At 62.7% G+C, this 23,967-nt stretch carries 21 protein-coding genes and 1 tRNA gene; 13 read left to right on the forward strand and 9 right to left on the reverse strand.

Annotation, left to right across the window (positions count from 1 at the left end; all coding sequences use genetic code 11):
• Window positions 1-1,617 (reverse strand): hypothetical protein, encoded by a 1,617-nt coding sequence (locus KF821_01400; protein ID MBX3004466.1) that lies wholly within the window; start codon window positions 1,615-1,617, stop codon window positions 1-3.
• Between the two features lie 81 nt (window positions 1,618-1,698).
• Between KF821_01400 and KF821_01405 the strand changes: the two genes are divergently transcribed.
• From KF821_01405 to KF821_01430, 6 genes are all read left to right on the forward strand, one after another.
• Window positions 1,699-1,774 (forward strand) — tRNA-Asp (locus KF821_01405).
• A 150-nt stretch (window positions 1,775-1,924) separates the two neighbouring features.
• The gene (locus KF821_01410; protein ID MBX3004467.1) at window positions 1,925-3,127 is read left to right on the forward strand and encodes an aminomethyltransferase family protein; all 1,203 of its coding nucleotides are present in this window, start codon (window positions 1,925-1,927) and stop codon (window positions 3,125-3,127) included.
• Window positions 3,120-4,718: an NAD(P)/FAD-dependent oxidoreductase gene (locus tag KF821_01415; protein MBX3004468.1), complete on the forward strand. Its 1,599-nt coding sequence runs from the start codon at window positions 3,120-3,122 to the stop codon at window positions 4,716-4,718. The genes KF821_01410 and KF821_01415 overlap by 8 nt, the downstream gene beginning before the upstream one ends.
• The gene (locus KF821_01420; protein MBX3004469.1) at window positions 4,715-6,286 is read left to right on the forward strand and encodes an NAD(P)/FAD-dependent oxidoreductase; all 1,572 of its coding nucleotides are present in this window, start codon (window positions 4,715-4,717) and stop codon (window positions 6,284-6,286) included. Before KF821_01415 ends, KF821_01420 begins: the two co-directional genes overlap by 4 nt.
• A 1-nt stretch (window position 6,287) precedes the next feature.
• Window positions 6,288-7,730, forward strand: a complete 1,443-nt coding sequence (locus tag KF821_01425) for a hypothetical protein (protein MBX3004470.1) — start codon at window positions 6,288-6,290, stop codon at window positions 7,728-7,730.
• Window positions 7,731-7,845: 115 nt separating this feature from the next.
• A complete protein-coding gene (locus KF821_01430) occupies window positions 7,846-8,712 on the forward strand; it encodes a neutral zinc metallopeptidase (protein ID MBX3004471.1) in 867 nt (288 codons plus the stop codon).
• 51 nt (window positions 8,713-8,763) lie between these two features.
• On the opposite strand, the gene KF821_01435 is transcribed toward KF821_01430, so the two are convergent.
• Window positions 8,764-10,023, reverse strand: a complete 1,260-nt coding sequence (locus KF821_01435) for an MFS transporter (protein ID MBX3004472.1) — start codon at window positions 10,021-10,023, stop codon at window positions 8,764-8,766.
• Window positions 10,024-10,145: 122 nt separating this feature from the next.
• Between KF821_01435 and KF821_01440 the strand changes: the two genes are divergently transcribed.
• On the forward strand, window positions 10,146-11,276 hold the full coding sequence (locus KF821_01440) for a citrate synthase/methylcitrate synthase (protein ID MBX3004473.1): 1,131 nt from the start codon (window positions 10,146-10,148) through the stop codon (window positions 11,274-11,276).
• 136 nt (window positions 11,277-11,412) lie between these two features.
• On the opposite strand, the gene KF821_01445 is transcribed toward KF821_01440, so the two are convergent.
• Both KF821_01445 and KF821_01450 read right to left on the reverse strand, forming a co-directional pair.
• On the reverse strand, window positions 11,413-11,790 hold the full coding sequence (locus KF821_01445) for a DUF2200 domain-containing protein (GenBank protein ID MBX3004474.1): 378 nt from the start codon (window positions 11,788-11,790) through the stop codon (window positions 11,413-11,415).
• Between the two features lie 44 nt (window positions 11,791-11,834).
• Window positions 11,835-12,587 (reverse strand): TIGR00266 family protein, encoded by a 753-nt coding sequence (locus KF821_01450; protein MBX3004475.1) that lies wholly within the window; start codon window positions 12,585-12,587, stop codon window positions 11,835-11,837.
• 249 nt (window positions 12,588-12,836) lie between these two features.
• On the opposite strand from KF821_01450, the gene KF821_01455 reads away from it, so the two are divergent.
• The 3 genes from KF821_01455 to KF821_01465 all read left to right on the forward strand — a co-directional run bounded on the left by KF821_01455 (window position 12,837) and on the right by KF821_01465 (window position 16,149).
• Window positions 12,837-13,190: a hypothetical protein gene (locus tag KF821_01455; GenBank protein ID MBX3004476.1), complete on the forward strand. Its 354-nt coding sequence runs from the start codon at window positions 12,837-12,839 to the stop codon at window positions 13,188-13,190.
• Between the two features lie 69 nt (window positions 13,191-13,259).
• Window positions 13,260-14,948: a hypothetical protein gene (locus KF821_01460; protein MBX3004477.1), complete on the forward strand. Its 1,689-nt coding sequence runs from the start codon at window positions 13,260-13,262 to the stop codon at window positions 14,946-14,948.
• A 22-nt stretch (window positions 14,949-14,970) separates the two neighbouring features.
• A complete protein-coding gene (locus tag KF821_01465) occupies window positions 14,971-16,149 on the forward strand; it encodes a radical SAM protein (GenBank protein MBX3004478.1) in 1,179 nt (392 codons plus the stop codon).
• Between the two features lie 70 nt (window positions 16,150-16,219).
• Here KF821_01465 and KF821_01470 read toward each other — a convergent pair whose 3' ends face one another.
• The 4 genes from KF821_01470 to tkt all read right to left on the reverse strand — a co-directional run bounded on the left by KF821_01470 (window position 16,220) and on the right by tkt (window position 21,118).
• Window positions 16,220-16,978 carry an enoyl-CoA hydratase/isomerase family protein gene (locus KF821_01470; GenBank protein MBX3004479.1) on the reverse strand — a complete coding sequence of 253 codons (759 nt, stop codon included), beginning with the start codon at window positions 16,976-16,978 and terminating at the stop codon, window positions 16,220-16,222.
• A 68-nt stretch (window positions 16,979-17,046) separates the two neighbouring features.
• Window positions 17,047-18,168, reverse strand: coding sequence for a transaldolase (tal, locus tag KF821_01475; GenBank protein MBX3004480.1), 1,122 nt, complete (start codon window positions 18,166-18,168; stop codon window positions 17,047-17,049).
• A gap of 63 nt (window positions 18,169-18,231) precedes the next feature.
• The gene (locus KF821_01480; protein MBX3004481.1) at window positions 18,232-19,089 is read right to left on the reverse strand and encodes a site-specific DNA-methyltransferase; all 858 of its coding nucleotides are present in this window, start codon (window positions 19,087-19,089) and stop codon (window positions 18,232-18,234) included.
• A 1-nt stretch (window position 19,090) separates the two neighbouring features.
• Window positions 19,091-21,118, reverse strand: coding sequence for a transketolase (gene tkt, locus KF821_01485; GenBank protein ID MBX3004482.1), 2,028 nt, complete (start codon window positions 21,116-21,118; stop codon window positions 19,091-19,093).
• Window positions 21,119-21,209: 91 nt separating this feature from the next.
• Between tkt and KF821_01490 the strand changes: the two genes are divergently transcribed.
• A complete protein-coding gene (locus tag KF821_01490; GenBank protein MBX3004483.1) occupies window positions 21,210-21,995 on the forward strand; it encodes a hypothetical protein in 786 nt (261 codons plus the stop codon).
• A 5-nt stretch (window positions 21,996-22,000) separates the two neighbouring features.
• On the forward strand, window positions 22,001-22,693 hold the full coding sequence (locus KF821_01495) for a peptidase E (protein MBX3004484.1): 693 nt from the start codon (window positions 22,001-22,003) through the stop codon (window positions 22,691-22,693).
• 65 nt (window positions 22,694-22,758) lie between these two features.
• Here KF821_01495 and KF821_01500 read toward each other — a convergent pair whose 3' ends face one another.
• Window positions 22,759-23,388, reverse strand: coding sequence for a 50S ribosomal protein L25 (locus KF821_01500; GenBank protein ID MBX3004485.1), 630 nt, complete (start codon window positions 23,386-23,388; stop codon window positions 22,759-22,761).
• 237 nt (window positions 23,389-23,625) lie between these two features.
• On the opposite strand from KF821_01500, the gene KF821_01505 reads away from it, so the two are divergent.
• Window positions 23,626-23,955 (forward strand): hypothetical protein, encoded by a 330-nt coding sequence (locus KF821_01505; GenBank protein MBX3004486.1) that lies wholly within the window; start codon window positions 23,626-23,628, stop codon window positions 23,953-23,955.
• Window positions 23,956-23,967 lie beyond the last annotated feature (12 nt).

Consider the following 23,967-nt stretch of genomic DNA (forward strand, 5'->3'; position numbering starts at 1 on the left):
TTATTGCGCTGGCAGGTTGCTGGCGAAAAATTGGGCATAGAGTGCATCGCGCACAAACACCATCCCCATCGGCGCGCTACGCAGCAGCAAGGTGTAGCCTTCCAACTCTCCTCGATCGACCTGGCGGTAAAAGGCCTGGCTGGCGGCAAAACCCACGGGGTCAATGCCCACCACGTCCTCATTCAGGTAATCCCAAATGCGCGTTTGGCTGATGAACGCCAGATCGAACTCATTGTCTTCAAAATAAGCATGATCGAGAGTTTCAAAGCGTCCGGTACGCCGCCAGCCTAGCCGGTCAGGAATATATAGGTTCACATCGGCATACACGCGATAGCTGGAAGCTGGCAAGGCGCTCAAGGCCGCCTCGGCTTCGGCGAAGAAGGCCAGTGCCGGATTGCGCGCCTCACGCGCCATTTGCAACTGGTAGCGCTGGGCCGAGTTTTGCACAAAGCCAACCAGCGAATAGGCCGCGAAGAGCGCGAGCACCAACGCCGCCAGCGCCCAGGGCCGGCGTTCCCGCCACCAACTGCGCAGCTCGCCCCACCCACCAGGCAGCACGATCACCAAGCTGGAAAGCAGCGGCAAGGCGGCGGGCAGCCAGTACTGGTACTTGAGGAACGAGAAGCCAAAGACAAATATGGAGAGCGGCAGCACCCAGGCCAGGATCAGGCGGTGCAGCAGCGGGCGCGGCCCGCGCCAGGCCGCCCAGACGCTAGTAGCCAGCGTGGCCGCCAGCAGCAGCCAGCCGCCGTAGTACTGGCGCAGAATCTCCAGGTTGTGCGCCAGGCTGGGGGCGTAAAACACCTCGTAGCCATCGGCGAGCAGGCGGCTTTGGGCCTGCAGAGTTTGCCAGTACTGCGCCCGCGCCCCAGGGTAGATGAGGATCGGGTTGCTGGCGAAGAAGGCCAGCACCATCACGGCTAAGAAGCCGAGCGCAGCCAGCAGCACGCGGCGCAGCGGCAGGCCAGCACGCCAGCTCCACCATAGGTACAGCGCTATGGCTAAAAAGAAGTACACGCCGATCAGCTTGGTTTGAGCACACACGCCACAAGCCAGCGCGGCCAGATAAAAGTTGCCGCCCAGGCGCAGATCGTCGCGCACCAGGAAGAACAGCGTGAGCGTGGCTAACAAGATCGCCAAACTATCGGGGTGCCACCAGAAGTTGTTCTGCACCACCGCGGGCACCGCCGCCAGCAGCGCAAACAGCAGCAAAGCGCGGGCATCGCGGAAACCGGTTTGCAAATAGACCAGCACGGCGATCGCCGCCAGCATGGGCAAGGTGCTGACTACGGTGCGCAGCACCCCCATTGCCAGCGGAATGCTGTCGATCTGCTGGGTGAGCTGCAGCGGCAGGAGCGCCAGCGCGGAATAGGCAAAATGGGGAAAGCCGTAGAAGTAATAATCGTAGGCGAAGAAATTGGCGACGGTGTGCTTAAGCGTGTCGCGCGGTTGGAGCATATCGCGCACATAGGGAAACGGCACGGCCTCGTCGGCTTCGAACGCCAACACCATGGCGAGGTCTTGCGAGGCGGCTTGGTTGGGCCGCCAGAAGGCCGCCAGCAGCGCCAGCGAGAGCATGAGCAACAACGCGATGATGATCTTTTGGCGAGCGGGCATAGGCCCGAATCTTATCATCTGCGATTGGCGCGGATGTGCTTGACTGTGCGCGTAGGCATGTGATAAACTCCTGCCGTTAACGGTCTCGTGGTGTAGCCTGGTTCAACACGCTGCCCTGTCAAGGCAGAGACCGCGGGTTCGAATCCCGTCGAGACCGCTCAAAAAAAGCCTCCGCACATGCGGAGGCTTTTTTTTGTAAGGGGATAAGCAGGGTACGGAGATCAAGAAAAATGCGATGACGATTACTCCTCAATCACTCTTGATACCTGGTTGACTGCTCACGAGTTACTCGATTTATAATCCGCCCATGCCGATCCCCTCACCACTCTATAGCCGCACCGCCGCCCTGTGCACTACGCAAGAATGGCGAGACTGGTCCGGCTACTTCTCCGCCATCACCTACGGCCCCAGCCACGAAGTGGAGTACTACGCCGTGCGCAATGCCGCGGGGCTGATGGATGCTTCGCCCCTCTATAAATACGAAATCCGTGGTGCAGACGCTGAGCGCTTGCTTGACCGCATGGTCACGCGCAACGTGGCCAAGAGCCGCGTGGGCCAAGTGCTGTACACGCCGTGGTGCGATGAGGACGGTAAGGTCATCGACGATGGCACGCTGGCTCGCCTAGGCAAGGACCACTTCCGTCTGACGGCGGCCGACCCAAGCCTGCGCTGGTTGCAGGATGTAGGCTACGGGCTGGATGTTGAGCTGCGCGATGTCTCGACCGAGCTGGCCGCGTTAGCGCTGCAAGGACCAAACAGCTACCCCATTCTCAAATCTCTATTCTCGAATCTCAAACTAGAAACCCTACGTTATTACAACCTGCGCCAAACGGAGTTCAACGGCGCCCCACTCACCATCACGCGCACCGGCTACACCGGTGACCTGGGCTATGAGTTGTGGACGCCTGCCGAGCACGCCCCCGCCCTGTGGGACGCAGTGATGCAGGCCGGCGCCGGCTACGGCATCATGCCGTTGGGGCTGGCCGCGCTGGATATTCTGCGCGTGGAGGCTGGCTTGCTGTTGATCGAGGTGGACTACAGCAGTACCCTGCACGCCCGCATCCCAGAGCAGCAGAGCAGCCCGTATGAGATTGGCCTGGGCTGGGCGGTAGACCTGGACAAGGGTGACTTCATCGGCAAGCAGGCACTGCTGGCCGAGCACGCCGCAGGCACGCCGCGCAGTTTGGTTGGCCTGGAAGTGGATTGGTATGACCTAGAGCGCCTGTTCGGCGAGGCCAACCTGCCGCCGCAGGTGGCGGGCCGCGCCAGCCGCACGGCGGTGCCCGTGTACGCCGGCGGCCAGCATGTGGGCCAAGCCACCAGCATGGTGTTCTCGCCCATCCTCAAAAAATACATCGCCCTCGCCACCGTGCGCAGCGAATACGCCGCGCTGGGCACTCCGCTTGAATTTGAAATCACCGTAGAGTACGAGCGCAAGCGCGCCGGCGCCACGGTAAGCAAGATGCCTTTCTACAACCCAGCACAGAAACGAGCGCTGCCCAATGGCTAAGCAAGCACAGTACGATGCCATCGTCATTGGCGGTGGGCACAACGGCTTGGTCAACGCCGCCTACCTCTCACGTGCCGGGCTGAAAACGCTGGTATTGGAACAACGCCACGTATTGGGCGGCGCCACGGTGAGCGAAGAGATCTACCCAGGCTTCAAGTTCAGCGTGTTCTCGTATGTGGTCAGCTTGATGCGCCCGGAGATCATCCGTGAGCTGCAACTGGTGCGCCACGGGTTGACCATGCTGCCGCTGGAATCGACGATCACGCCGCTGCCGGATGGCCGCTACATTTACCGCGGGCCGGACTCGGCAGCCACCTTCCGCAGCATCAGCCAATTCTCCACCCGCGATGCGGAGGCCTACCGCGAGTACAGCTACGCCATGTATCACATGGCCAAGGCGGTCAAGTACATTCTTGGCATCCGCCCACCCGACCCGACCTCGTTCCATCCGCGCGAGCTGATGGCGCTGCTCAAGCTGGGCAAGCATTTCCTCGGCCTGGGCGAAGAGAACATCTATACGCTGGCCAAGTTGATGACGATGAGCTCGGCCGATTTCCTTGAGGAGTGGTTTGAGACGGACCCGCTGGTGGCCACGCTATCGGCGAGTGGCATCATCGGCACCTTCCTCGGCCCGCGCTCACCGGGCAGCGCCTATGTGCTGCTGCATCACTACATGGGCGAGATCGATGGCGTGTTCCGCGCCTGGGGCTTTGCCCGCGGCGGCACGGGCGGCGTGGCCGAGGCCATCGCCAGCTCGGCGCGTGCGCTCGGTGCGGAGTTACGTACTGAAGCACGCGTGGCGCAGGTCATCACGCGCAATGGGCGCGCCGTGGGCGTCGCGCTGCAAAACGGCGAGGAGATCTATGCCAAACGCATTATCTCCAGCCTGGACCCCAAACTCACCTTCCTCAAGCTGGTAAACCAAAATGAGCTGCCCAGCGATTTGGTGCAGCGTGTGAGTAAGTTCGACTCGTATGGCTCGTCTGGCAAGGTGAACTTAGCCTTGGACGGCATGCCAGAGTTGAGTTGCCTGCCTGGTTTCGGCGAGCACATGCGCGGCGCCATCTCGATCAGCCCCAGCGTGAATTACATTGAGCGTGCCTACGACGAAGCCAAGTACGGCCGCTTTGCGCAGAAGCCGTATATTGACATCATCCTGCCCTCTGCCATTGACCCCGGCATGGCCCCTCCGGGCAAGCACGTCATGTCGTGCTTCGTACAATACGCCCCCTACCAACTGGCTGAGGGTGACTGGAACAGCCAGCGCGAAGCCTTTGGCGATGCGGTGGTGAATACGCTGAGTGAGTACATGCCCAACTTGAAGAACATGATCTTGCACCGCCAGGTGCTTTCGCCGTGGGATATTGAGCAGACCATCGGCATGAGCGGCGGCAACATCTTCCAGGGCGAGCTCAGTTTGTCGCAGCTGTTCTTCCTGCGGCCCGCCCCCGGCTGGGCGCAATACCGCACACCCATCGCCAACTACTACCAGTGCGGCTCCGGCACGCACCCGGGCGGCGGCATCACCGGCGCACCGGGGCGCCTGGCCGCCATTGAGATCCTCAAAGACGCCGGCAAGGTGTTGGTATGAGCGCGCAAGCCAACTACGATGCAATCATCATCGGCGGCGGGCACAACGGCTTGGTCTCGGCGCTGGTGCTGGCGCGTGCTGGCCGCCGCGTGCTGGTGCTGGAACGCCGCGGCCAATTGGGCGGCGCCGCCAGCACTGAGGAGTTGATTCCCGGCTTCCACTTCAACACTGGCGCACCGAATGCCAACCTGCTGCCGGCGGATGTGTTGGCGCTGCTAGGCAAAGACGCGCTGCACTTCGTGGAGCCTGAGGTGCGCGCCTTTGCGCCGCAACTAGACGAGAGCGCCGTCACCATCTGGCGCAGCACCGAGCGCACCGCCATGGAGCTGGCTACCCATTCTGCCAACGATGCGCGCGCCTACTGGGAGTACGCCCGCCAACTGGAACGCTTTTCCGGCGTGCTCTCCAAGATGGCGCACTTGCGCCCGCCCAGCCTGACCGAGAACCCGGCGCGTGTGCTGTGGGGCTGGGCGCGGCTGGCGCTGGAGCTGCGCCGCTTGGGCGGCGGCGACATGATGGATTTCATGCGCGTGCTGCCGATGGGCGCGGCTACCTGGCTGAACGAACACTTTGAAACTGAAGCCATCAAGGGCTTGTATGCGGCCTATGCCACCACCGGCGTAATGCAAGGCCCACGCGCCAGCGGCACTGCCTTCATGCTGCTGTACCAGCACATGGGCGGTTTGCAGCAACGCGCGGTGGTGGGCGGCGTGGGCGCAGTGAGCGCTGGGCTGGCCGCCGAGGCGCAGGAGCATGGCGCCGAGATCCGCACGGATGCCAGCGTAATGCGCATTCTGTTGAAAGATGGCCGCGTGTACGGCGTGGAGCTTGAAGGCGGCGAGCAGCTCACCGCACCCCAGGTGCTCTCCAATGCCGACCCGCATACTACTTATCTGAAACTATTGGGCGCGGCACAACTGCAGCCGCGTATGTACCGCCGCTTGCGCAGCCTTAAGCTGCGCGGCAGCAGCGCCACAGTGCACTTTGCGCTCAGCGGCCTGCCGCAGTTCCTGGCAGCCGCCGGCCAGCCGGAACGGCTGCAGGGCGACATCCTCATCAGCCCCAGTTTGGATTACGCCGAGCAAGCCTATGACAATGCCAAGCATGGCCGCCTCTCAGCCAAGCCCGTGCTGATGGCGCGCATCCCCACGCTCTTGGATAGCAGCTTGGCGCCCGCCCACAAGCACACCCTCTCCGTCACCGTGCGCTATGCGCCCTATTCGCTGGCAGAAAGCGATTGGGATGCACAACGTGAGCGCCTGGGCGACCTGGCGCTGGACACGCTGGCCGAATACGCCCCCAACCTGCGCACATTAGTAGAAGCGCGCCGCGTGATCACGCCGTTGGACTATGAGAGCGACTACGGCTTGGCGGGCGGCAGCGAGATGCACGGCCAGATGGGCTTGGACCAATTGCTGCTGCAGCGCCCCATTCCGGGCACCATCGGCTACCGCCTCGGCACGCCGGCACCGCAGGGCCTGTACCTCTGCGGCGCGGGCGCCCACCCCGGCGGCGGGCTGACTGGCTTGCCGGGGCTGCTGGCAGCCCGCCAGGCACTGGGCGAATAAGATGGCTGGCCCCAGCCGCCGTAGCGTCAGCTTTGTACTAGCCCTGTTAGCCATCCTGACCCTGGCCTCGCTGGCGGTCTTCGCCTGGGTGGGCCGCTCGGCCCGGCTGTGGGCCGATGATTTCTGCTACTCGGCCGCGGTGCAAGCCCACCCCATTCCGCAAGACATGCTGTTCTGGCGCGAGACCAGCGGCAACCGCTTCGCTACCTTGCTGCTGGTGCGCCTCAGCGACACTGTGCTCGGACCATACGGCCCGGCCTGGCTGCCGGGCATCACCATCGCCCTGCTGGTACTGGCCAGCTATGTGGCGTTGCGCACGCTGTGGCCGGGCGCGGGCAGGGCTCGCTGGCTGGCGGCGCTACTGTTCGTATTCTTTTATGTGCTCATGCTCCCCAGCCTGATGCAAGCCTTGTTCTGGCGCATGGGCACCCTGCACTACACCTTCCCGATCATTCCCGGCTTGCTGCTACTGAGCCTGGTGGGCTGGATCTGGCGCGGCGGCACGCCACGCCGGCCAGCGCTGTGGCTGGCTGGCGCAACGCTGCTGAGTTTCCTGGCCGCTGGGCTCTCTGAAACCTATGCTGCCTTCCAGACCGGCGCGCTGCTGCTGGCGCTGGGTGCCAGCTTCATTTTTGCGCAGCGTGCCGTGCGCCCGGTGTTGCTCGGCAGCCTGCTGGGCTCGCTGGCGGCGATGGCGTTGATGGCCACCGCGCCGGCCAATGCCTGGCGCCAGGCCGAGTTGCCTCCGCCCGATAGCCTGGCCGACCTGCTGCTGTATACGCTGCGCTTTAGCTATGATTTCATCCGTGCCACTCTAGGCTCACGCCCGCTGCCCAGCTTGGTGCTGAGTGCCACGGCGTTCGCGTTCGGGGCGCTGCCCGTGCTGCCACTGAGGCCGCGCAACCTGGCGGCTACCACCCGCGGGCTGGTTCTGGGGGCCTTCCTCACCTTCGGCCTGGTGGCGTGCGCCATCGCCCCCAGTGTGTACGCCGGTTTGCAGTACCCAGCCGAACGCGCCCAATCGATCGCCCTGTTCGCCTTGCTGAGCGGGTTGGTTGCGGGCGCGATATGGCTAGGCAATGCGGCGCGCAGCGTGCTATCCGCAGGCGTGCTGCCCGCAGGCGTGCTGCCCGCAGGCGGGCTGCCCGCACGCTGGCTGCTTGGTTGGCTGGCGCTCGCGCTGCTGCTGGGCGCTAGTGCTTACATCCCCAGCAGTCTCGATCATCCTTTGAGCTTTGAAGCTGGCCTGCAGCAGCGCGCCCAGAATTGGGATGCGCGCCATGCACAGCTGCTCGCGGCGCGGGCACAGGGCGCGCACACGGTCAGCGTGGCGGCCCGTGAGATCGTAGATGGCTTGGAAGACCTGCACGAAGAGGCCAACTTCTGGGTGAACGCCTGCATGGCCGAGTATTACGGCTTGGAAAGCATCGTACCCACGCCGTAAACACACGCGGCCAAACGAACACAAGCGCACTAAATCTGAAAATTCCGGCTAGAATCAGAAACCGCTTGCGCCCGGTGGGCTGAGCATTACTTTTTAGTTTTTTGGAGATTTACGCATGTCATTTAACGATCAAAAACGACTCGATCCCTCCCAGGTGCAAGACCGGCGCGGCCGCAGCACTGGGCGCACCGTGCTGGTGGGCGGCGGCGGGCTGGGCCTGATCCTGCTGTTGGTCTCGATGTTCCTGGGGATCGACCCCTCCGCCTTGCTGGGCGCGGCCGAGCCGCAGACTGGCTATGCGCAAGAGCCGGCCGCATTGGCCAGCGAATGCCGCACCGGGGCGGATGCCAACAGCCGCGAGGATTGCCAACTGGTTGGCTTCGTCAACAGCATCCAGGCTTTCTGGGCAGACGAGTTGCCGCAATATGGCGTGAACTACGTGCCGGCACAAACCGTGCTCTTCTCCGGCTCTACCGAAGCGGCCTGTGGCTTTGCGTCCAGTGCCAGTGGCCCGTTCTACTGCCAGCGGGATCGCACGGTGTACGTCGATCTCTCGTTCTTCGACACCATCCTCACCCGGCTTGGGGCGCGCGGCGGCCCATTGGCGACTGCCTATGTGATCGCGCACGAGTACGGCCACCATGTGCAGAACCTGTTCGGCGTGCTCAACACCTCGGGGGCGATCCAGGACACCGGGCCAGAGAGCGACATCGTTTTCACCGAGTTGCAGGCCGATTGCCTGGCCGGCATTTGGATGAGCCACGCCACGGAGACCGGTTACCTCAGCAGCCTGACGCGCGACGAAATTCTGCAGGCGCTGGACGCAGCCGTCTCGGTGGGCGACGATCGCATCCAGCAGCAGACACAAGGCTACATCGTGCCGGATGCGTGGACGCACGGCTCATCGCAACAGCGTTTGGATGCGCTGCAAGACGGGCTGAACTCGGGTGATATCGAAAGCTGCAACACCCCTGGCTGGTAAGCAAGACAACTCAAACAAAAAAAGCCCTTTCAGCAGAAAGGGCTTTTTTATTCACACTTCTTTCGTCGTAAAGCTCGCCACCCAAGCCGCGGCAACAAATAACAGCGCCGCTACCCCATACAGCGTCAGATAGCCCAGCGTACCCGCCGGGGTGAGCTGATTGAGCGGGTCGATCAGCAGGCCGCCCAGCAGCCGCGCCAGCGTGCCACCCGCCGCCCCGGCGATGCCAGCCAGGCCAATGTAGCGCCCGGCCTCCGGCTTGGGCACGATGTCAGTCAGTTGGGCAAAATTGGCTGAGAGATAAATGCCCGCCCCGCAGCCGATAAGACCCGCGGCCACCATCAGCCAGTTGAGGTCACGCACCACCAGCACCAGCAGCGTGCCCGCCGCGGCCATCAGGCAGGCGGCGATGACCACGGGTGCACGGCCAATACGGTCGGCCAGGCGGCCAGAGGGCACGGCCACCGCCAGGATCGCGCCCCCCAGCACGATGGATAGGCGCGCCAGGTAGCGCTGCGCGTCGGCTTCGGGTAGGCCCACCACACCCACCACGAAGAGCAGCAGGAACTGGCTGAGCGTCACGAAGGCAACCCAGAACAAGAAGCGGTTGAGGAACCACCAGCGAAAGGCGTGCTGGGTGCGCCAATCAAAGCGAAAGCTATCTATGTAGGTGTTGAGCAGCGGCTCGCGCACCGGCTCGCCTTGCTCGAAGGGCTCATCACGCATAACCAGCCAGGTGAACAGCAGTGCCAGCAGCAAACCCAGTGAGGGCACGGCCATGGCAGCCAGCAAGGCGACTTGGCCGTGCAGCGGCACAGCCGCCATCAGCTCACCGGCGGCCAAGCGCCCCACCAGCACGGCCAGGATCTCAGTGAGCGATTTGAGCCCCGAGGCCAGGCCGCGCTGGGCCGCCGGCACGCGGTCGGCATATAGCGCCTCCCAGGGGGCGAAGATGATGTTGTCACCAAAGCGCCACAGCAGCACGCCGAGCACAAAGGCCGCTACCGAGGGCGCCAGGCCGACCAGCAGCAGGCCAGCGATCATTAGCGGCACGCCAGCGATGAAGTATGGCAAGCGGCGGCCGAGCGGGGAGCGCGTGCGGTCAGACAGCAGGCCTACCAGCGGCCCCATCAGCAGCACCAGCAGCGAACCGGCGGCAGTGCTGAAACCCAGCAGCGTATTCGGATTCTGGGGGGCGAGCTGCAAGACCTTGAAGCCGTACAGCGCCGGGTCGAGCGTGTTGGTGAACAGCGTCAGAGCGAAGCCAAACGAGGCGATGGCGAGCAGTTTTAGCAAAGGTAACTTTTGCATACCAGCAGCGATTGTAAGCCAATCGATTAATTGATTAATCAATTAATCGATTGGGGTGCTATTCAAGTGCGCTAGAATACACGCACACTACCGGTCTTTACTTTCACAGGAGCAATCCCCAAATGTCTAACTACGTACCCGGTTTGCAGGGCATCGTTGCCGTGCAGACGAATAAAAGCAAAGTGGATGGCCAGGCAGGCGAGCTGGTCATCGCTGGTTTCAAGCTGGAAGAGATCGCCAGCCGCGCCAGTTTCGAAGAGATGGTCTATCTGCTATGGCATGACCGCTTGCCCAGCGCCAGCGAGCTGGCTGCCTTCACGCAGTCGCTGGCGGCGCTGCGCGCGCTGCCCGAGGCCACACTGGCCTTGCTAAAAGCTAGCGCCAGCCCCCAGCTGGACTTGATGGACGCGCTGCGCATGGCTACCGGCACGCTGGGCCTCGATGCGCCCGCGGATGACACGGATGACTGGCTGGCCAAGCGCCTGCTTGCCACCTTCCCCACCATTGTGGCTGCGGCCTGGCGCCTAGCCAACGGCAAGGAGCCGATTGCGCCGGACGCTAGCTTGGGCCACGCGGCCAACTACCTCTACATGCTGGAGGGCAAGGCGCCCAGTGCGGCACGCGTGCGCGGGCTGGAGACCTACCTCAACACCGTGATCGACCACGGTTCGAACGCATCCACCTTCACGGCACGCGTGATCATGTCCACCGGTACGGATTTCGTCTCGGCCATCGTGGGCGCCATCGGCGCGCTCAAGGGCCCGCTGCACGGCGGCGCGCCCGGCCCGGCGCTGGACATGGTCTTCGAGATCGGCACGGCGGAGAACGCCGAGCCGGTGCTGCGCAAAAAGCTGGAGGCGGGCGAGCTGCTGATGGGCTTCGGCCACCGCGTCTACAAAGTGCGTGACCCGCGTGCCGATGTGCTCTCCAAGGCGGCACGTGAATTCTACGAAGCCGACGGCGACATGGCGCTCTATAACCTGGTGCAGGATGTGGAGCAGACCGCTATCCGCCTGCTGGAAGAGTACAAGCCCGGCCGCAACTTGCAAACCAACGTGGAGTTTTACACCGCCCTGCTGCTGCACGGGCTGGACTTCCCCATTCCGCTGTTCACGCCCACCTTCGCGGTGAGCCGCGTGGGCGGCTGGCTGGCGCACTGCTTCGAGCAGCGCGCCGAGGGCCGCATCATCCGCCCGCAGTCTGAGTACACCGGCGTGGATGATAGAAAATGGGTGCCAGTAGAACAACGATAGCAATCGATTAATTGATTAATCAATTAATCGATTCGTCTGTTGGTCTTTTGGTCAGCACACCGCGTTGTCGCTTGCTTCGCTCGGGGTGCACTCAGAATAAACAAAAAGAGCCGCTTTGCAGCGGCTCTTTTTATTCTTAGCTTACAGCCTCAGCCGGCTGGCGCAGGATCTTTTCCATTGCCTTGCCCTTGGCTAGTTCGTCTACCAGCTTATCCAGGTAGCGCATCTCTTTCATCAACGGGTCTTCGATCTCTTCGAGGCGGATACCGCAGATCACACCGGTGATGAGCTGGCGCGCCGGGTTCATCTTGGGCGCTTCAGCGAAAAAGGTTTCGAAAGTAACTTCCTTCTTGATCTGCGCGTCCATCTGCTTCTTGTTGTAGCCCGTCAGCCAGTGCACGATGGTGTCCACCTCAGCCTGGGTGCGGCCTTTTTTCTCGGCCTTCTGCACGTACATAGGGTACACGCTGGCAAAGGTGAGCTTGTAGATACGCGGGTTTAAGGTTTTGGCCATCAGGCTACTCCGTTATGCAAATTCTACCTTACGGCTCCGCTTGGCTAGTTGCCGCCCATGAAGGTGGTGAACAAGTCGGCCAGCACGCCACCGTTGCGCTTGACGCGGGCGCGGGTGTTGGCGGCGATGATGCGGCCCGCCAGTCGCGAGAGCGGCAGGCTCTGCAGGTACACCTTGCCGGGGCCGGTAAGCTGGGTCAGAAACAGGCCTTCGCCAGCGAACAAGGCGTTGCGCACACCCTTCATCATCTTGATGTTGTAATCCACCGTGGGCGCAAAGGCCACCAGGCAGCCGGTATCCACCCGCAGGGTCTCGCCCACCGCCAGAGTCTTTTCGATGAGCGTGCCGCCGGCGTGCACCCAGGCCATGCCGTTACCTTCAAGGCGCTGGAGGATAAAACCCTCACCGCCGAAGAGGCCGGCGCCCATGCGCCGGGTGAATTCGACCTCGATCTCGACGCTGCTGTCGGCGCACAGGAACGAATCCTTCTGGCAGATGAACTTGCCGCCTTCAGCGCCCAGGTTGATCGGCAGGATGCTGCCCGGGTACGGTGCGGCGAAGGCGACATGCGAAACGGCCGCGCTGACATTGCTAAACGTGGAGATGAAGAAGCTCTCGCCGGTGAACATACGCTTGAGGCCTCTGAACAGGCCACCCACGCCGGTCTGCATATCGATACCGGGTTCCATATAGGCCATGGTGCCGGCTTCGCCGCGCACCGCCTCGCTTGGGTCCAGCTCGATCTCGAGCAACTGCAAATCGTCACCATAGATCTTGTACGCAATCTCATTTGCCATTGGTGAAACTCCTCACTCCGAATCACTGGGCGGCGCCGCGCGTGGGTGACTCATGCCAAGCCACGGCCTAATGCACGCTAGCACATCTGATTATATACGGGCGGTTTGCGTGTAGGTTTCGCACAAAAGCTGAACCACAAAGAACACAAAGCAACCCCTTAAGATTTTCTTTGTGTCCTTTGTGCCTTTGTGGTTGTAGTACTAGGGCTCAAAATCGGCTAAACTTGCTGTTCAGGAGCCCGAAAAAACATGAAATCTATTGCAAAAGTAGCTTCATGGATCTTGATCTTCTTTGGCGTGCTCTTCATCTGGGGCGCCTTTAGCGCTGAAGGCCAGCCCAGTTGGCTGCTCATCGGCGGCATCACCGTGGCGATCGGCTTCGGCTTGATGTGGTACGCCGGGCAAAAGCTGGCCGCCCCCGGCGAGCAAAAGGTAACCTATAACGTCGATCTCACCGGTGACGTTAAGTTAGAGAAGTTTCAATGCCAGCAATGTGGCGGCGCGCTGAGCGACAAGAACGTGGCCCTGGTGGGCGGTGCGCTCACCGTCACCTGCCCCTACTGCGGCGCGGTCTACCAGATCGAAGAAGCGCCCAAGTGGTAAACAGCCTACAGTCCACAGTTGACAGCCAACAGCTTCAGCCTTGCAGTTACTAAACGACCGGGTTGACCGATGAAACTACGACGCCGAATTCTGCTTTTCGCACTCACCCTGCTCATTGCGTTGGTGCCGCTGGGTGTGGTGTACGCGCAAACCTATGCCTTTCAAGTGCCGCGCCAGCGCGTGGATGTGTACTGGCAGAGCAACGGCACACTCACCGTTAGCTATGAGATCTTGTTCCTCAACGAGTCCTACGCCGACCCGATCGATTATGTAGATGTGGGCCTGCCCAATGATTCGTACTCCATCTCCAACATCAGCGCCTCGATCGACGGCGAGCCGATCCGCCACATTGCCTATTCTCCCTATGTAGATAGCGGCGTGGAGCTGGGCCTGGGCGGTGCGGCGATCCCGCCGGGCACCAGCGGCACGCTGCGCATGACCGCCAGCGGCATTAGCGATGTCTTGTACGAAGACAACCAAGACGATGCCTACGCCAGCGCGCTGTTCATGCCCAACTATTTCGGCTCGGAATTCGTGAACGGCCGCAGCGACATCACCGTGGTGTTCCACCTCCCGCCGGGCGTACAGCCCAGCGAGCCGCGCTGGCACACGGCCGGGCACGCGGGCTTCCCCGAGGCGCCAGTCACCGGCGTGGATAACTCCGGCCGCATCACCTACACCTGGCGCAGCAGCAGCGCCAGCGCCAGCGAGGACTACTTGTTTGGCGCCTCGTTCCCGCGCAGCTACGTGCCTGCCAGCAGCGTTACCACGCCCAGCTTCTGGCAACGCTACGGGATCGACCCCGGCGCGCTGGTAACCCTGATGGTGTGCCTGTGTTTCGCCGCCACTTTTATTCTGATCATTGTTGTGAGTGTGCGCGCCGAAAAATCGCGCCGCTTGAAATACTTGCCGCCCAAGATCTCGGTTGAGGGACACGGCATCAAACGCGGCCTCACCGCACCCGAAGCCGCCATTCTGCTCGAACAGCCAATGGACAAGATCCTCTCGATGATCTTGTTTTCCGTAGTCAAGAAGGGCGCGGCCGAAGTGGTGAGCCGCGACCCGCTGGATGTCGCCCGTAGCACCAAGGAAGTTACCGGGCTGCACGAATATGAGAATGATTTCCTTAACGCCTTCGCCGAGGACGATAAGGCCAAGCGCCGCCGTGCTCTGCAACAGATGATGATCGGCCTGGTGCGCCGGGTGGCCAATAAGATGCGTGGCTTTAGCAAGGGCGAGACGGTAACCTTTTACAAGAAGATCACCGCTGACGCCTGGGCTGAAGTAGAAGCCGCCGACACTCCCAAGGTGAAGAGCGCCGCCTTCGACGAGAATTTGGAATGGACAATGCTCGACCCGAACTACGAGCGGCGCACCCGCGATGTCTTCAGCAGCGGGCCGGTGATCCTGCCGCGCTGGTACGGCGGCTACAACCCCACCTACACCACCGCCGGCAGCGGCAGCAGTAGCGTAGGCAAGAGCGGCGGCGGCAGCCCCACGCGCACCACTGGCGGCGCCTCGCTACCCACCTTGCCCGGCGGCGACTTCGCCGCCTCGATGGTAGGCGGCGCCCAGAACTTTGCCGGCAGTGTGATCGGCAGCCTGTCTGACTTTACGGGCGGCGTCACCAAGGTCACCAACCCACCCCCGCCGCCGAGCACGTCCAGTGGTGGCGGTGGCGGCTTCAGCGGCGGCGGCTCTTCGTGCGCCTGCGCGTGTGCGGGCTGTGCCTGCGCCTGCGCTGGCGGCGGCCGCTAGCTACAACAGGAACGGGAACGCGATGAGCTTACTTGAGCGATTGGGATTGCGCGGCGGCGAACGGGCCAAACCACTGGAGCCGGGCCTGTTCTCCTACACCTCGCCCCCCAGCCACCCCACCCATTACCGTTTGCACCTGCGCATTGAGCCGGATGGCGAGGGTTTGCTGGTGGTCAATGCCAGCACGGTGCTGCACCTCAACCAAACCGCCACGGAAATGGCCTGGCACTTTATTCGCCTCACCCCGCCGGAGCAGGTAGCCCAGCAAGTATCCAAACGCTATCGCATCAAGGCGCAGCAAGCCGAAAATGATTACCGCGAGTTTGCCCAAACGATCCAGACCTTGATCGAAACGCCAGATCTGGACCCGATCACCTACCTTGACCTTGAGCGCGCCGTGCCGTATGAGAACCTCAGCGCGCCGTATCGCCTGGACATCGCCCTCACCTATCGCCTGCCCGCCGGGGCGCCGGCGGAAGCCGCCCCCACCAAGCGCGTAGACCGCGAGCTGAGCACCGAAGAGTGGAAGCAAGTGATCGACAAGGCGTACGCAGCCGGCATCCCGCATGTGACCTTTACCGGCGGCGAGCCCACCCTGCGCGACGATCTGGCCAGCTTGTTGGAGCACGCCGAGGAGCGCGGCCTGGTGAGCGGTCTGATCACCGATGGCCACAAGCTGGCCGACACGCGCTACCTGAAGACCCTGCTGGACGCGGGGCTAGACCATGCCATGATCGTGCTGCAACCCAGCGGCACGCAAACCTGGGATTCGCTGGCCAGCTTTGCCTACTGGCGCGAGGTGCTCAACGATGACATCTTCATCGCCGCACACCTGACGCTGACGCCGGACAATGTGGGCCAAGCCAACGCCCTGATCGACAAGCTCTCCGGCAGCGGCATCCGCGCCCTGTCGTTGAGCGCCAGTGACCCGGCGCTCAACGCAGTGCTGCAAACCGCCCGTGACCATGCCGGCGCGCTGAACCTGCCGCTGGTGTGGGATTTGCCGGTGCCTTATTCGGCGCTCAACCCGGTGGCGCTGGAGCTCACAGACGGCGCCAGCCCGGCGCCCCAGGGCGCAGGGAGTGCTTGGTTGTATGTGGAGCCTGATGGCGATGTGCTGCCTGGCCAAGGTATCCAGCGCGTGCTGGGCAATTTTGCGAAGGATGCCTGGGACGCGATCTGGAGCACAGCCAGCAACTAAGCCAATAGCGATAGTCAACAAAAAAGAGCCGCATTCGTTGAATGCGGCTCTTTTGTTTTCCTTGAATCAGTTACTTGCTGCGATTCAAAAATCGCTCTACGGCTTGGCGGCGAAACTCGCTGTCCCACAAGAACGAGAACAGTCGCCGCTCGGCGTGGCGCGCCACTAGCGGGCTGGCAACGGCGAAGCGCAGCAGGCGCTTCGCCGCCTGCACTGCTTGGCGTGGGTGCTGCGCCATCTCCGCCGCCAGGGTCTGCGCCGCGGGCAGTGCGCCGCCGGGCGGGCACACCTGCCCCACCAGGCCGATGCGGCGCGCTTCCGCCGCGCTCAGTACGCGCGCCGTGCTGAGCAGCTCCAGCGCGGTTGGATACCCGACGAGTTGTAATAGATAACGCGCCCCGCCCCAGGCGGTGGTGATACCCAGACGGGCATGCACGAAGCCAATATCGGCATCCTCGGCCATCACGCGCTGGTCACAGGCTACGGCGATCTCCGCCCCGCCGCCGCGTGCCGGCCCGTTGATCGCGGCGATAGTAGGGCAATGCAGCCCGCGCAGCTTGCCCAGCGCCTTGCCCATGATGGTGGCCAGGCGCATCCCGTCGCGGCGCTTGGTGTATGGCGCCAGGGCGCGCAGATCGCCGCCGGAGACAAAGGTGGCCCCCGCGCCGGTGACGATCAGGGCGCGCAGCTGCGGCATGGCCGCGGCGGCATCTACCGCGGCGGCAAAGGCGCGCATCGCTGCCCAGTCCAGGCCGTTGCGCACCTGCGGCCGGTTGACCGTCAGCGTGGCGATCGATGCTGTGTCGACTACGAATTCAATTCCGCTCATATGCAATTGGTGGCTTAAACCCAATGCGGCGCATTCGGTTGCGCCGCATTGGCAGATTGCTGGGAAGGTTAGCGAAACTCAACCGCGCGCTGTTCGATCGTAGTAAACAGATCGGCAATCGCCTTACTGAACGCGGCCACACCTTCGTGCTCAACTTCATCGGTGGCTTTGTCCAGCGAGAGGCCCAGGGCGGCCAGCTCGTCCAGTTGGGCCTGCGCCTCGGCCAGCTCTGCTTCGATGCTCAGTTGGGTGGCGCCGTGATCCTTGACCGCCTCCAGCGTGGCAGGCGGCACCGTGTTCACCGTGTCTTTACCCACCAGGGTATCCACATACAAAAGATCCGGATAGGCGGGGTTCTTGGTGCTGGTGGAAGCCCACAGCGGGCGCTGCACGCGGCCGCCCTTCTGGGCGATGGCGGCAAAGCGCGGCGTGGCGAAGCTCTCTTTGAAGAGCTGATAGGCCAGCTTGGCATTGGCCACAGCCACCTTGCCCTTGAGCGCCTGCGCCCTGGCGGCGTTTTCGCCGCCCTGCTCAGCCAGCGCATCCAGCCAGGCATCCACCTTGCTGTCAATGCGCGAAACAAAAAACGAAGCCACCGAGGCGATCTGCGCGATGGGCAGGTTGTTGGCAATGCGCTCTTCCAAACCGGCGATGTACGCTTCGATCACTTGCGCATAGCGCTGGCGCGAGAAGATCAGGGTGATATTGATGTTAATGCCGTGGGCGATCGAGGACTGGATGGCGGCGATGCCCGCCTGGGTGGCAGGGATCTTGACCATCAGGTTGGGCCGGTCTACCAGCGCCCACAGGCGCTGCGCCTCGGCGGCGGTGGCCTGCGTGTCAGCGGCCAGGTCCGGATGCACCTCAATGCTCACATAGCCATCGCCGCCGCGCGTGCTGTCATACAGGGAGCGGAACAGATCACAGGCCGCCTGGATGTCAGCCACGGTGAGCGCATCGTAAATTTCAGCGGTGGTGTGGCCGGCGCGGGCCAGCTCGGCCAGTTGGCCGTCATAATCCCTGGATTTGCCGATGGCATTGTTGAAAATGCTCGGGTTAGAGGTGACACCGTAGATATCGCCACGCGCGATCATTGCCGCCAGCTCGCCATTCTCGAGCAAACGGCGTTCGATGTTGTCATACCACAGGGACTGGCCCAGGGCATAGAGTTTTTGAGGGGTTGTGGTCATAAGACTCCTTGTATGGCTGAAGTTGAACAAATAGCAATTGGCAACCAGCGTACGGCTCACCGATTACTGACTTTGAATAAATTCAACATCCTTTCCTTTGAAGCGGTTGCGCATCACCTCAATCGCTTCGGCATTGCTATCCACCAGCAGGAAACGGCGGCCAAGCTCCAGCGCAGCGGCGCCGGTGGTGCCGCTGCCGGCAAAGAAATCGAGCACCAGGTCAGCGGGGTTGGAGGAAGCGCTGAGGATGCGGCGCAGGATGCCCAGCGGCTTTTGCGTCGGATAGCCGGTCTTCTCTTTGCCGGTCGGGCTGACGATGGTGTGCCACCAGGTATCCGTGGGCAGCTTGCCGCGGGCGGCTTTGGCTTCGCCCGCCAGGGCCGGCGCCATGTAGGGGATGCGCTCGATCGCTTCGGTATTGAAGGTGTAGTGCTTGCGATCCTTCACATACAGCAAGATGTTATCGTGTTTGGCGGGCCAACGGTTCTTGGCGCGCCCGCCGTAATCATAGGCCCAGATGATCTCGTTGAGAAAATTCGCCCGGCCAAAGATCTCATCCAACAAGAGCTTGCAGTAGTGCACCTCGCGATAATCAACATGGAAGTAAAAACTGCCCTGCGGCGCCAGGACGCGATAGGCCTCTTGCAAACGCGGCGCCAGGAATTCCAGATAATCGTCGAAGGCATCGGCGAAGGCGCGGCGCGCCAGGCGCGTGGTGCTGTAGCGCCGCCCGCCAAAGCCGGTGCGATCGCCATGCGCATCGCGATCGGTGCGCAGTTGCGTGCGCGCCTGCAACTTGCCAGTGTTGAAGGGCGGATCGATGTAGATCAAATCCACGCAGCCATCCGGCAGGCCGCGCAGCACGGCCAGGTTATCGCCATGAACCACGCGGGCTTGAAGGGCCAGCTTGGCGCGCGACATGCTAACGCTTCTTGGTTTTGGGCAGCAAGGCGCGGGCGCGCTTGAGCACGTTGGCAACGCTGAAGCCCAGCTTGTGCATGGCTTCCTCGCCGGGGGCCGAGGCCCCGAAGCGCTCCAGGCTGACGTGCGCGCTGGCCCACTGCTGCCAGCCCTGCGCCACGCCCGCCTCCACCGAGAGGCGCGCCTTCACTTCGGGCGGCAGCACCTTCTCGCGGTAGCTCTTGGACTGGGCTGCAAACAGCTCCCAACTGGGGAAGGACACTAGGCGCACGGTAACGCCATCCTTGGCCAGCTTGCGGCCGGCTTCAACGATCAGCGCCACTTCAGAGCCGGAGGCCATCAGGATGATATCCGGCTTGGCCTTCTTGCCCCACTGCGCCAGCACATAGGCGCCCTTGTGCAGCCCGCTGGCGGCGGCGAACTCGCCACCACGGCGGCGATCCAGGGTGGGCAGATCCTGGCGCGAGAAGATCAGCGTGGTGGGATTCTTGCGATCGCGGATGGCGGCGATCCAGGCTTCGCGCACTTCGTTGGCATCCGCCGGGCGGATGACGCGCAGATTGGGGATGGCGCGCAGCGCGGCCAGATGCTCAACCGGCTGGTGGGTCGGCCCGTCTTCGCCTACGCCGACGCTGTCATGCGTGAAGACCCAAATGCTGGGATACGGCGAGAGCGCCGAGAGACGCATCGAGGGACGCATGTAATCCGAGAATACTAAGAACGTAGCGCCAAAGGGAATGATGCCCGGCGTCACGCTCAGGCCGTTGACGATACCGCCCATGGCATGCTCGCGAATGCCGTAGTGAATACTACGGCCCTGCGGCGTGCTGGGCTGAAAATCTGGCGCCGAGTCAATGAAGGTTTTGGTGGAAGGATGCAAATCGGCGGAGCCACCCAGCAGATCGGGCAGTTGGCCGGCGATGGCGTTGATCACCTTGCCGGAGGACACCCGCGTGGCCATGCCCTTGGCATCTGCCGGAAACTCCGGCAGGCCTTGCTCCCAGCCGGCGGGCAGCTCGCCCGCCAGGATGCGCTGCAACTCGGCGTGTTCCTGCGGGTAGGCGGCCTGGTACGCCGTAAGCATGGCCTGCCAAGCCGCCTGGTGCGCCGCGCCCTGCTCCACCGCGCTGCGGAAGTGCTCGAGCACCTCGCCGGGGATGAGGAAGCGCGGCTCAAGCGGCCAACCGAGGGCCTGCTTGGCGGCGTTGAGCTCCTCGTCGCCGGGCGGCTCGCCGTGCGCCTTGGCGGTGCCTTGGCGCTTGGGCATGCCGAAGCCGATCACGGTTTTGACGCAAATGATCGAAGGGCGCTGGCTCTCGGCCTGGGCGGCGCGTAGCGCGGCATCCACCGCGTCTACATCGTTGCCATCGGCCACCTGCAGCACCTGCCAGCCATAGGCCGCGAAGCGCTCGGGCACGTTCTCGGTGAAGGCGAGCTGCGTGCTGCCATCGATCGAGATATTGTTATCGTCATACAGGAAGATCAGCTTGCTGAGTTGAAGATGGCCGGCCAGCGAGGCGGCCTCGGAGGTGATGCCCTCCATCAGATCGCCATCGGTAACAATCGCATAGGTAAAGTAATCGAAGATGGTGTGCCCGGGGCGGTTAAAGCGCGCCGCCAGGTGCTGCTGGCCGATGGCCATGCCAACTGCATTGGCAAAGCCCTGCCCCAGCGGGCCGGTGCTGGTTTCTACGCCAGGGGTGACCCAGTATTCAGGGTGGCCGGGGGTCTTGCTCTCCCATTGGCGGAATTGCTGGATATCTTCGAGTGTAAGCGGGTAGCCAGTGAGGTGCAGCAGCGAGTAGAGCAGCATGGAGCCATGCCCGCCGGAGAGCACAAAGCGGTCTCGATTGCCCCAGGCAGGGTCCTGCGGGTTGTGGCGCAGATGGCGCGCCCACAAAGCATAGGCCATCGCTGCCGCCCCCATCGGCAGGCCGGGGTGCCCGGAATTGGCCTTTTGAATCGCATCCGCCGAGAGAAAGCGAATGGTATTGATCGCACGTTGTTGAAGGTCTTTGGAGGTATCCATGATATAGGCGATTCTACTCTACCTGCCAACCATAAGCTATACCTAGGTGAAGAAACGCGCCCCCAGCTATAGTAAGATTGCGGTTAACCCTATGGCACGCGAAGATAAAACTCTCTTTCCCACGTTAGGCGAATGGCGCGGCACGCGTGACACCTTGCATGCCTATTGCAAAGTGCTCAGCGCGATCCGTGCCGCATTCACGCCGGAGCAGCCGCACCACGCGCACCTCAGCTTGCGTGTCTACACCTCCGGGCTAACCACTACGCCGATCTCCTTCCCCGAGGACCCGGCGCAGACTTTCGCCTTGAGCTTGGATCTACGCAACCATTACCTGATCCTGAGCACCAGCGGCGGCCAGGTGCAGCAAATTCGCCTGAGCGAGGGCCTGAGCGCCAGCCAACTGGGTGATGAGCTGGTGGCGCGGCTGGCTGAGCTCGGCGTGCAGGGCAAGGTGAACAAGAAGAGTTACCAAAGTGACGCGCGGCGCGAATATGCCTTGGATGACGCCGAACGTTTTTTTGCCGCGCTGATGCGCAGCCAGCAAATCTTTGATCAGTTGCGCAAGCAACTGGGCGCCGATTGCGGCGTGGTGCAAATGTGGCCGCGCCAATTTGATCTGGCCTTCGCGGCGCCGAACGGCGAAGATGGCACGCTGACCTTTGGCTTCGCCACCCCGCCAGGCAACGAATATTTCTATGCCAGCCCGCAGCCCTTCGCCGCCACGCTGACCCAGCAGGCGCTGCCCGCCGAGGCGCGCTGGCATAGCGAGGGCTGGCACGGCGCCCTGCTGCCTTACACCGCAGTGGAAGGCAAGCCAGATGGCGCCGAGCGCCTGCTCGCTTTCCTGCAGGCCGTGACCGCCCTCGCCGCGCCCTAGCCCCAATGCCCCAGATCATTGCCGTTGGCTCCGGGTATCACGCCATTGGGCGGCGTGGTAGCCATTTGGAGCGTTACCTGCTGGCGGCCACGCGCACGCGCCGGCCGCGGCTGTGCTACCTGCCCACCGCCGCCGGTGACCCGCCTGCCCATATTCGCCGGGTTGCGCGCATCTTCAGCGCCCTCGGCGCACGCGTCACGCACCTCAATTTATTGGAGCCCAATACCGCTGATGTAGCCAAGCTCTTGCTGGCTCAGGATCTGATCTGGGTGGGCGGCGGCAACACGCGCAACATGCTGGCGCTGTGGCGCGCCTGGGACGTGGACGCCGCCCTGCACAAAGCCTACCAACGTGGCACTGTATTAGCCGGCGGCAGCGCCGGGGCGATCTGCTGGTTCGAGTATGGCATCACCGATTCGGTACCCGGCCGCCTGCAGCCGATGGAGTGCCTGGGTTGGCTGCCCGGCAGTTGCTGCCCGCATTATGACAGCGAGCCTAAGCGCCGCCCCAGCTACCGCAAACAATTGCTCGCTGGGCTGCCGGCAGGCCTGGCGCTGGATGATTTCGCCGCGGCGCACTACATAGATGGCCAGTTGGCCAAGGTGCTGAGCTTCGCGCCCGGGGCGCAGGCCTATCAAGTCAGCGTGGCGGCTGGCCGCGTGCAAGAGCAGGTGCTGCTCGCGCAGCCACTACCCTAGCAGGCCCAAGGTTAAAAAAAAACAGCCCACCGGTGGTGGGCTGTTTTTGTGTGTGTAGCTAGCAGCTACTTCTTGTCGCCGTCGGCGGCGGGGGCAGCAGCTTCGCCGCCCTGCTGGCCGTTGGTGCTTTCGGCTTCGGCCACCGGGGCGGAGGCCACTACCAGCAACTCGTCGCCATCGCTCAACACGGTGACGTTGGCCGGCACCACGAGATCGCGCACGAAGATGCCATCACCGAAGTTCTCCAGGCTGGATACATCGACAGTGAAGTTATCCGGCAGGTCTTGTGGCAGCGCTTCCACCTCAACGTACTCGAGGCCGTTGACCAGCAGACCACCAAGGTTGGAGACCACCGGGGCCTTGCCTTCCAGCACCACGCGCACTTCCGCACGCACAGTTTCGCTCAGCGAGACGGCCAGCAAGTCCACATGGGTCAGCTCGCGCAAGATCGCATCGACCTGGAAATCACGCACCAGGGCGTTATGCTCCTCACCATCCAGGTCAATCTGCACCAAGGTGGAGTAGTTGATGCGGCGCATCACTTTCGAGGCTTCACCGCGATCCAGCGTGATCGCAATTGGCTTTTCTACATGGCGGCCATACAGCACGGCCGGCAGCTTGCCTTCACGGCGCAGTTTGGAGACCTTCTTGCCTACCAGGTCACGGCGTGAAGCTTTAAGGGTTACCCGTTCCATTCTTCCATCCTTGGGATGCCTCTCACGACGCGGCCAGGCCGCGCCATTACCAATCATCCCGCTAGACCATTCCGCGAAAACGTCTCCGCAACGGAGACGCCAGCTTGCCCATGCACGCTGAGTGGAATGCGAGCGGAATTTTAGCCCATCCCCCGTCCCACGTCAAACCACCCGCCCGCCAATAGGCACGCTTCTTGCAACAAGGGCTTTACTTTGGTCTTTACCGCGGAGGAAATCATGTACGTATTGAATCAAGCTGACACTTTGTTGCTGATGGCGGCTGCCCTGTTTTTCTTGGGGATGTGCACCCTGGCGATGGGCCTGTTTGTGCTGGTGACGCGCACGCACAGCAAGGATGTCAAGAACCTGAGCAGCCATGCCGCCCAACTGGTGCAAAAAGGCATTGCCGAAGACGTGGCCCAATTAGTTAGCGGCGCCAGCGCCTTGCTGGAAGGCGTGCAGCAATTGGTCAAGACGGCTACTGGCGTCGGCATCTTTTTGACTTCGCTGGGCCTGGCCTTGATGGCGGGCGGCTTCTGGGTGGTATTGCAAGTCAACTGGGCTTAAGCCGCAGAACGG

It is taken from the genome of Anaerolineales bacterium, from assembly GCA_019637755.1.
Taxonomy (GTDB): Bacteria; Chloroflexota; Anaerolineae; order Anaerolineales; family UBA11579; genus JAMCZK01.

Coding starts and splice junctions, on each gene's coding strand:
- tkt (MBX3004482.1), bottom strand. CDS start 21,118: ATGGATACCTCCAAAGACCTTCAACAACGTGCGATCAATACCATTCGC.
- KF821_01455 (MBX3004476.1), top strand. CDS start 12,837: ATGAAATCTATTGCAAAAGTAGCTTCATGGATCTTGATCTTCTTTGGC.
- KF821_01425 (MBX3004470.1), top strand. CDS start 6,288: ATGGCTGGCCCCAGCCGCCGTAGCGTCAGCTTTGTACTAGCCCTGTTA.
- KF821_01435 (MBX3004472.1), bottom strand. CDS start 10,023: ATGCAAAAGTTACCTTTGCTAAAACTGCTCGCCATCGCCTCGTTTGGC.
- KF821_01500 (MBX3004485.1), bottom strand. CDS start 23,388: ATGGAACGGGTAACCCTTAAAGCTTCACGCCGTGACCTGGTAGGCAAG.
- KF821_01465 (MBX3004478.1), top strand. CDS start 14,971: ATGAGCTTACTTGAGCGATTGGGATTGCGCGGCGGCGAACGGGCCAAA.
- KF821_01495 (MBX3004484.1), top strand. CDS start 22,001: ATGCCCCAGATCATTGCCGTTGGCTCCGGGTATCACGCCATTGGGCGG.
- KF821_01420 (MBX3004469.1), top strand. CDS start 4,715: ATGAGCGCGCAAGCCAACTACGATGCAATCATCATCGGCGGCGGGCAC.
- KF821_01410 (MBX3004467.1), top strand. CDS start 1,925: ATGCCGATCCCCTCACCACTCTATAGCCGCACCGCCGCCCTGTGCACT.
- KF821_01490 (MBX3004483.1), top strand. CDS start 21,210: ATGGCACGCGAAGATAAAACTCTCTTTCCCACGTTAGGCGAATGGCGC.
- tal (MBX3004480.1), bottom strand. CDS start 18,168: ATGACCACAACCCCTCAAAAACTCTATGCCCTGGGCCAGTCCCTGTGG.
- KF821_01445 (MBX3004474.1), bottom strand. CDS start 11,790: ATGGCCAAAACCTTAAACCCGCGTATCTACAAGCTCACCTTTGCCAGC.
- KF821_01505 (MBX3004486.1), top strand. CDS start 23,626: ATGTACGTATTGAATCAAGCTGACACTTTGTTGCTGATGGCGGCTGCC.
- KF821_01460 (MBX3004477.1), top strand. CDS start 13,260: ATGAAACTACGACGCCGAATTCTGCTTTTCGCACTCACCCTGCTCATT.
- KF821_01415 (MBX3004468.1), top strand. CDS start 3,120: ATGGCTAAGCAAGCACAGTACGATGCCATCGTCATTGGCGGTGGGCAC.
- KF821_01430 (MBX3004471.1), top strand. CDS start 7,846: ATGTCATTTAACGATCAAAAACGACTCGATCCCTCCCAGGTGCAAGAC.
- KF821_01470 (MBX3004479.1), bottom strand. CDS start 16,978: ATGAGCGGAATTGAATTCGTAGTCGACACAGCATCGATCGCCACGCTG.
- KF821_01400 (MBX3004466.1), bottom strand. CDS start 1,617: ATGCCCGCTCGCCAAAAGATCATCATCGCGTTGTTGCTCATGCTCTCG.
- KF821_01480 (MBX3004481.1), bottom strand. CDS start 19,089: ATGTCGCGCGCCAAGCTGGCCCTTCAAGCCCGCGTGGTTCATGGCGAT.
- KF821_01450 (MBX3004475.1), bottom strand. CDS start 12,587: ATGGCAAATGAGATTGCGTACAAGATCTATGGTGACGATTTGCAGTTG.
- KF821_01440 (MBX3004473.1), top strand. CDS start 10,146: ATGTCTAACTACGTACCCGGTTTGCAGGGCATCGTTGCCGTGCAGACG.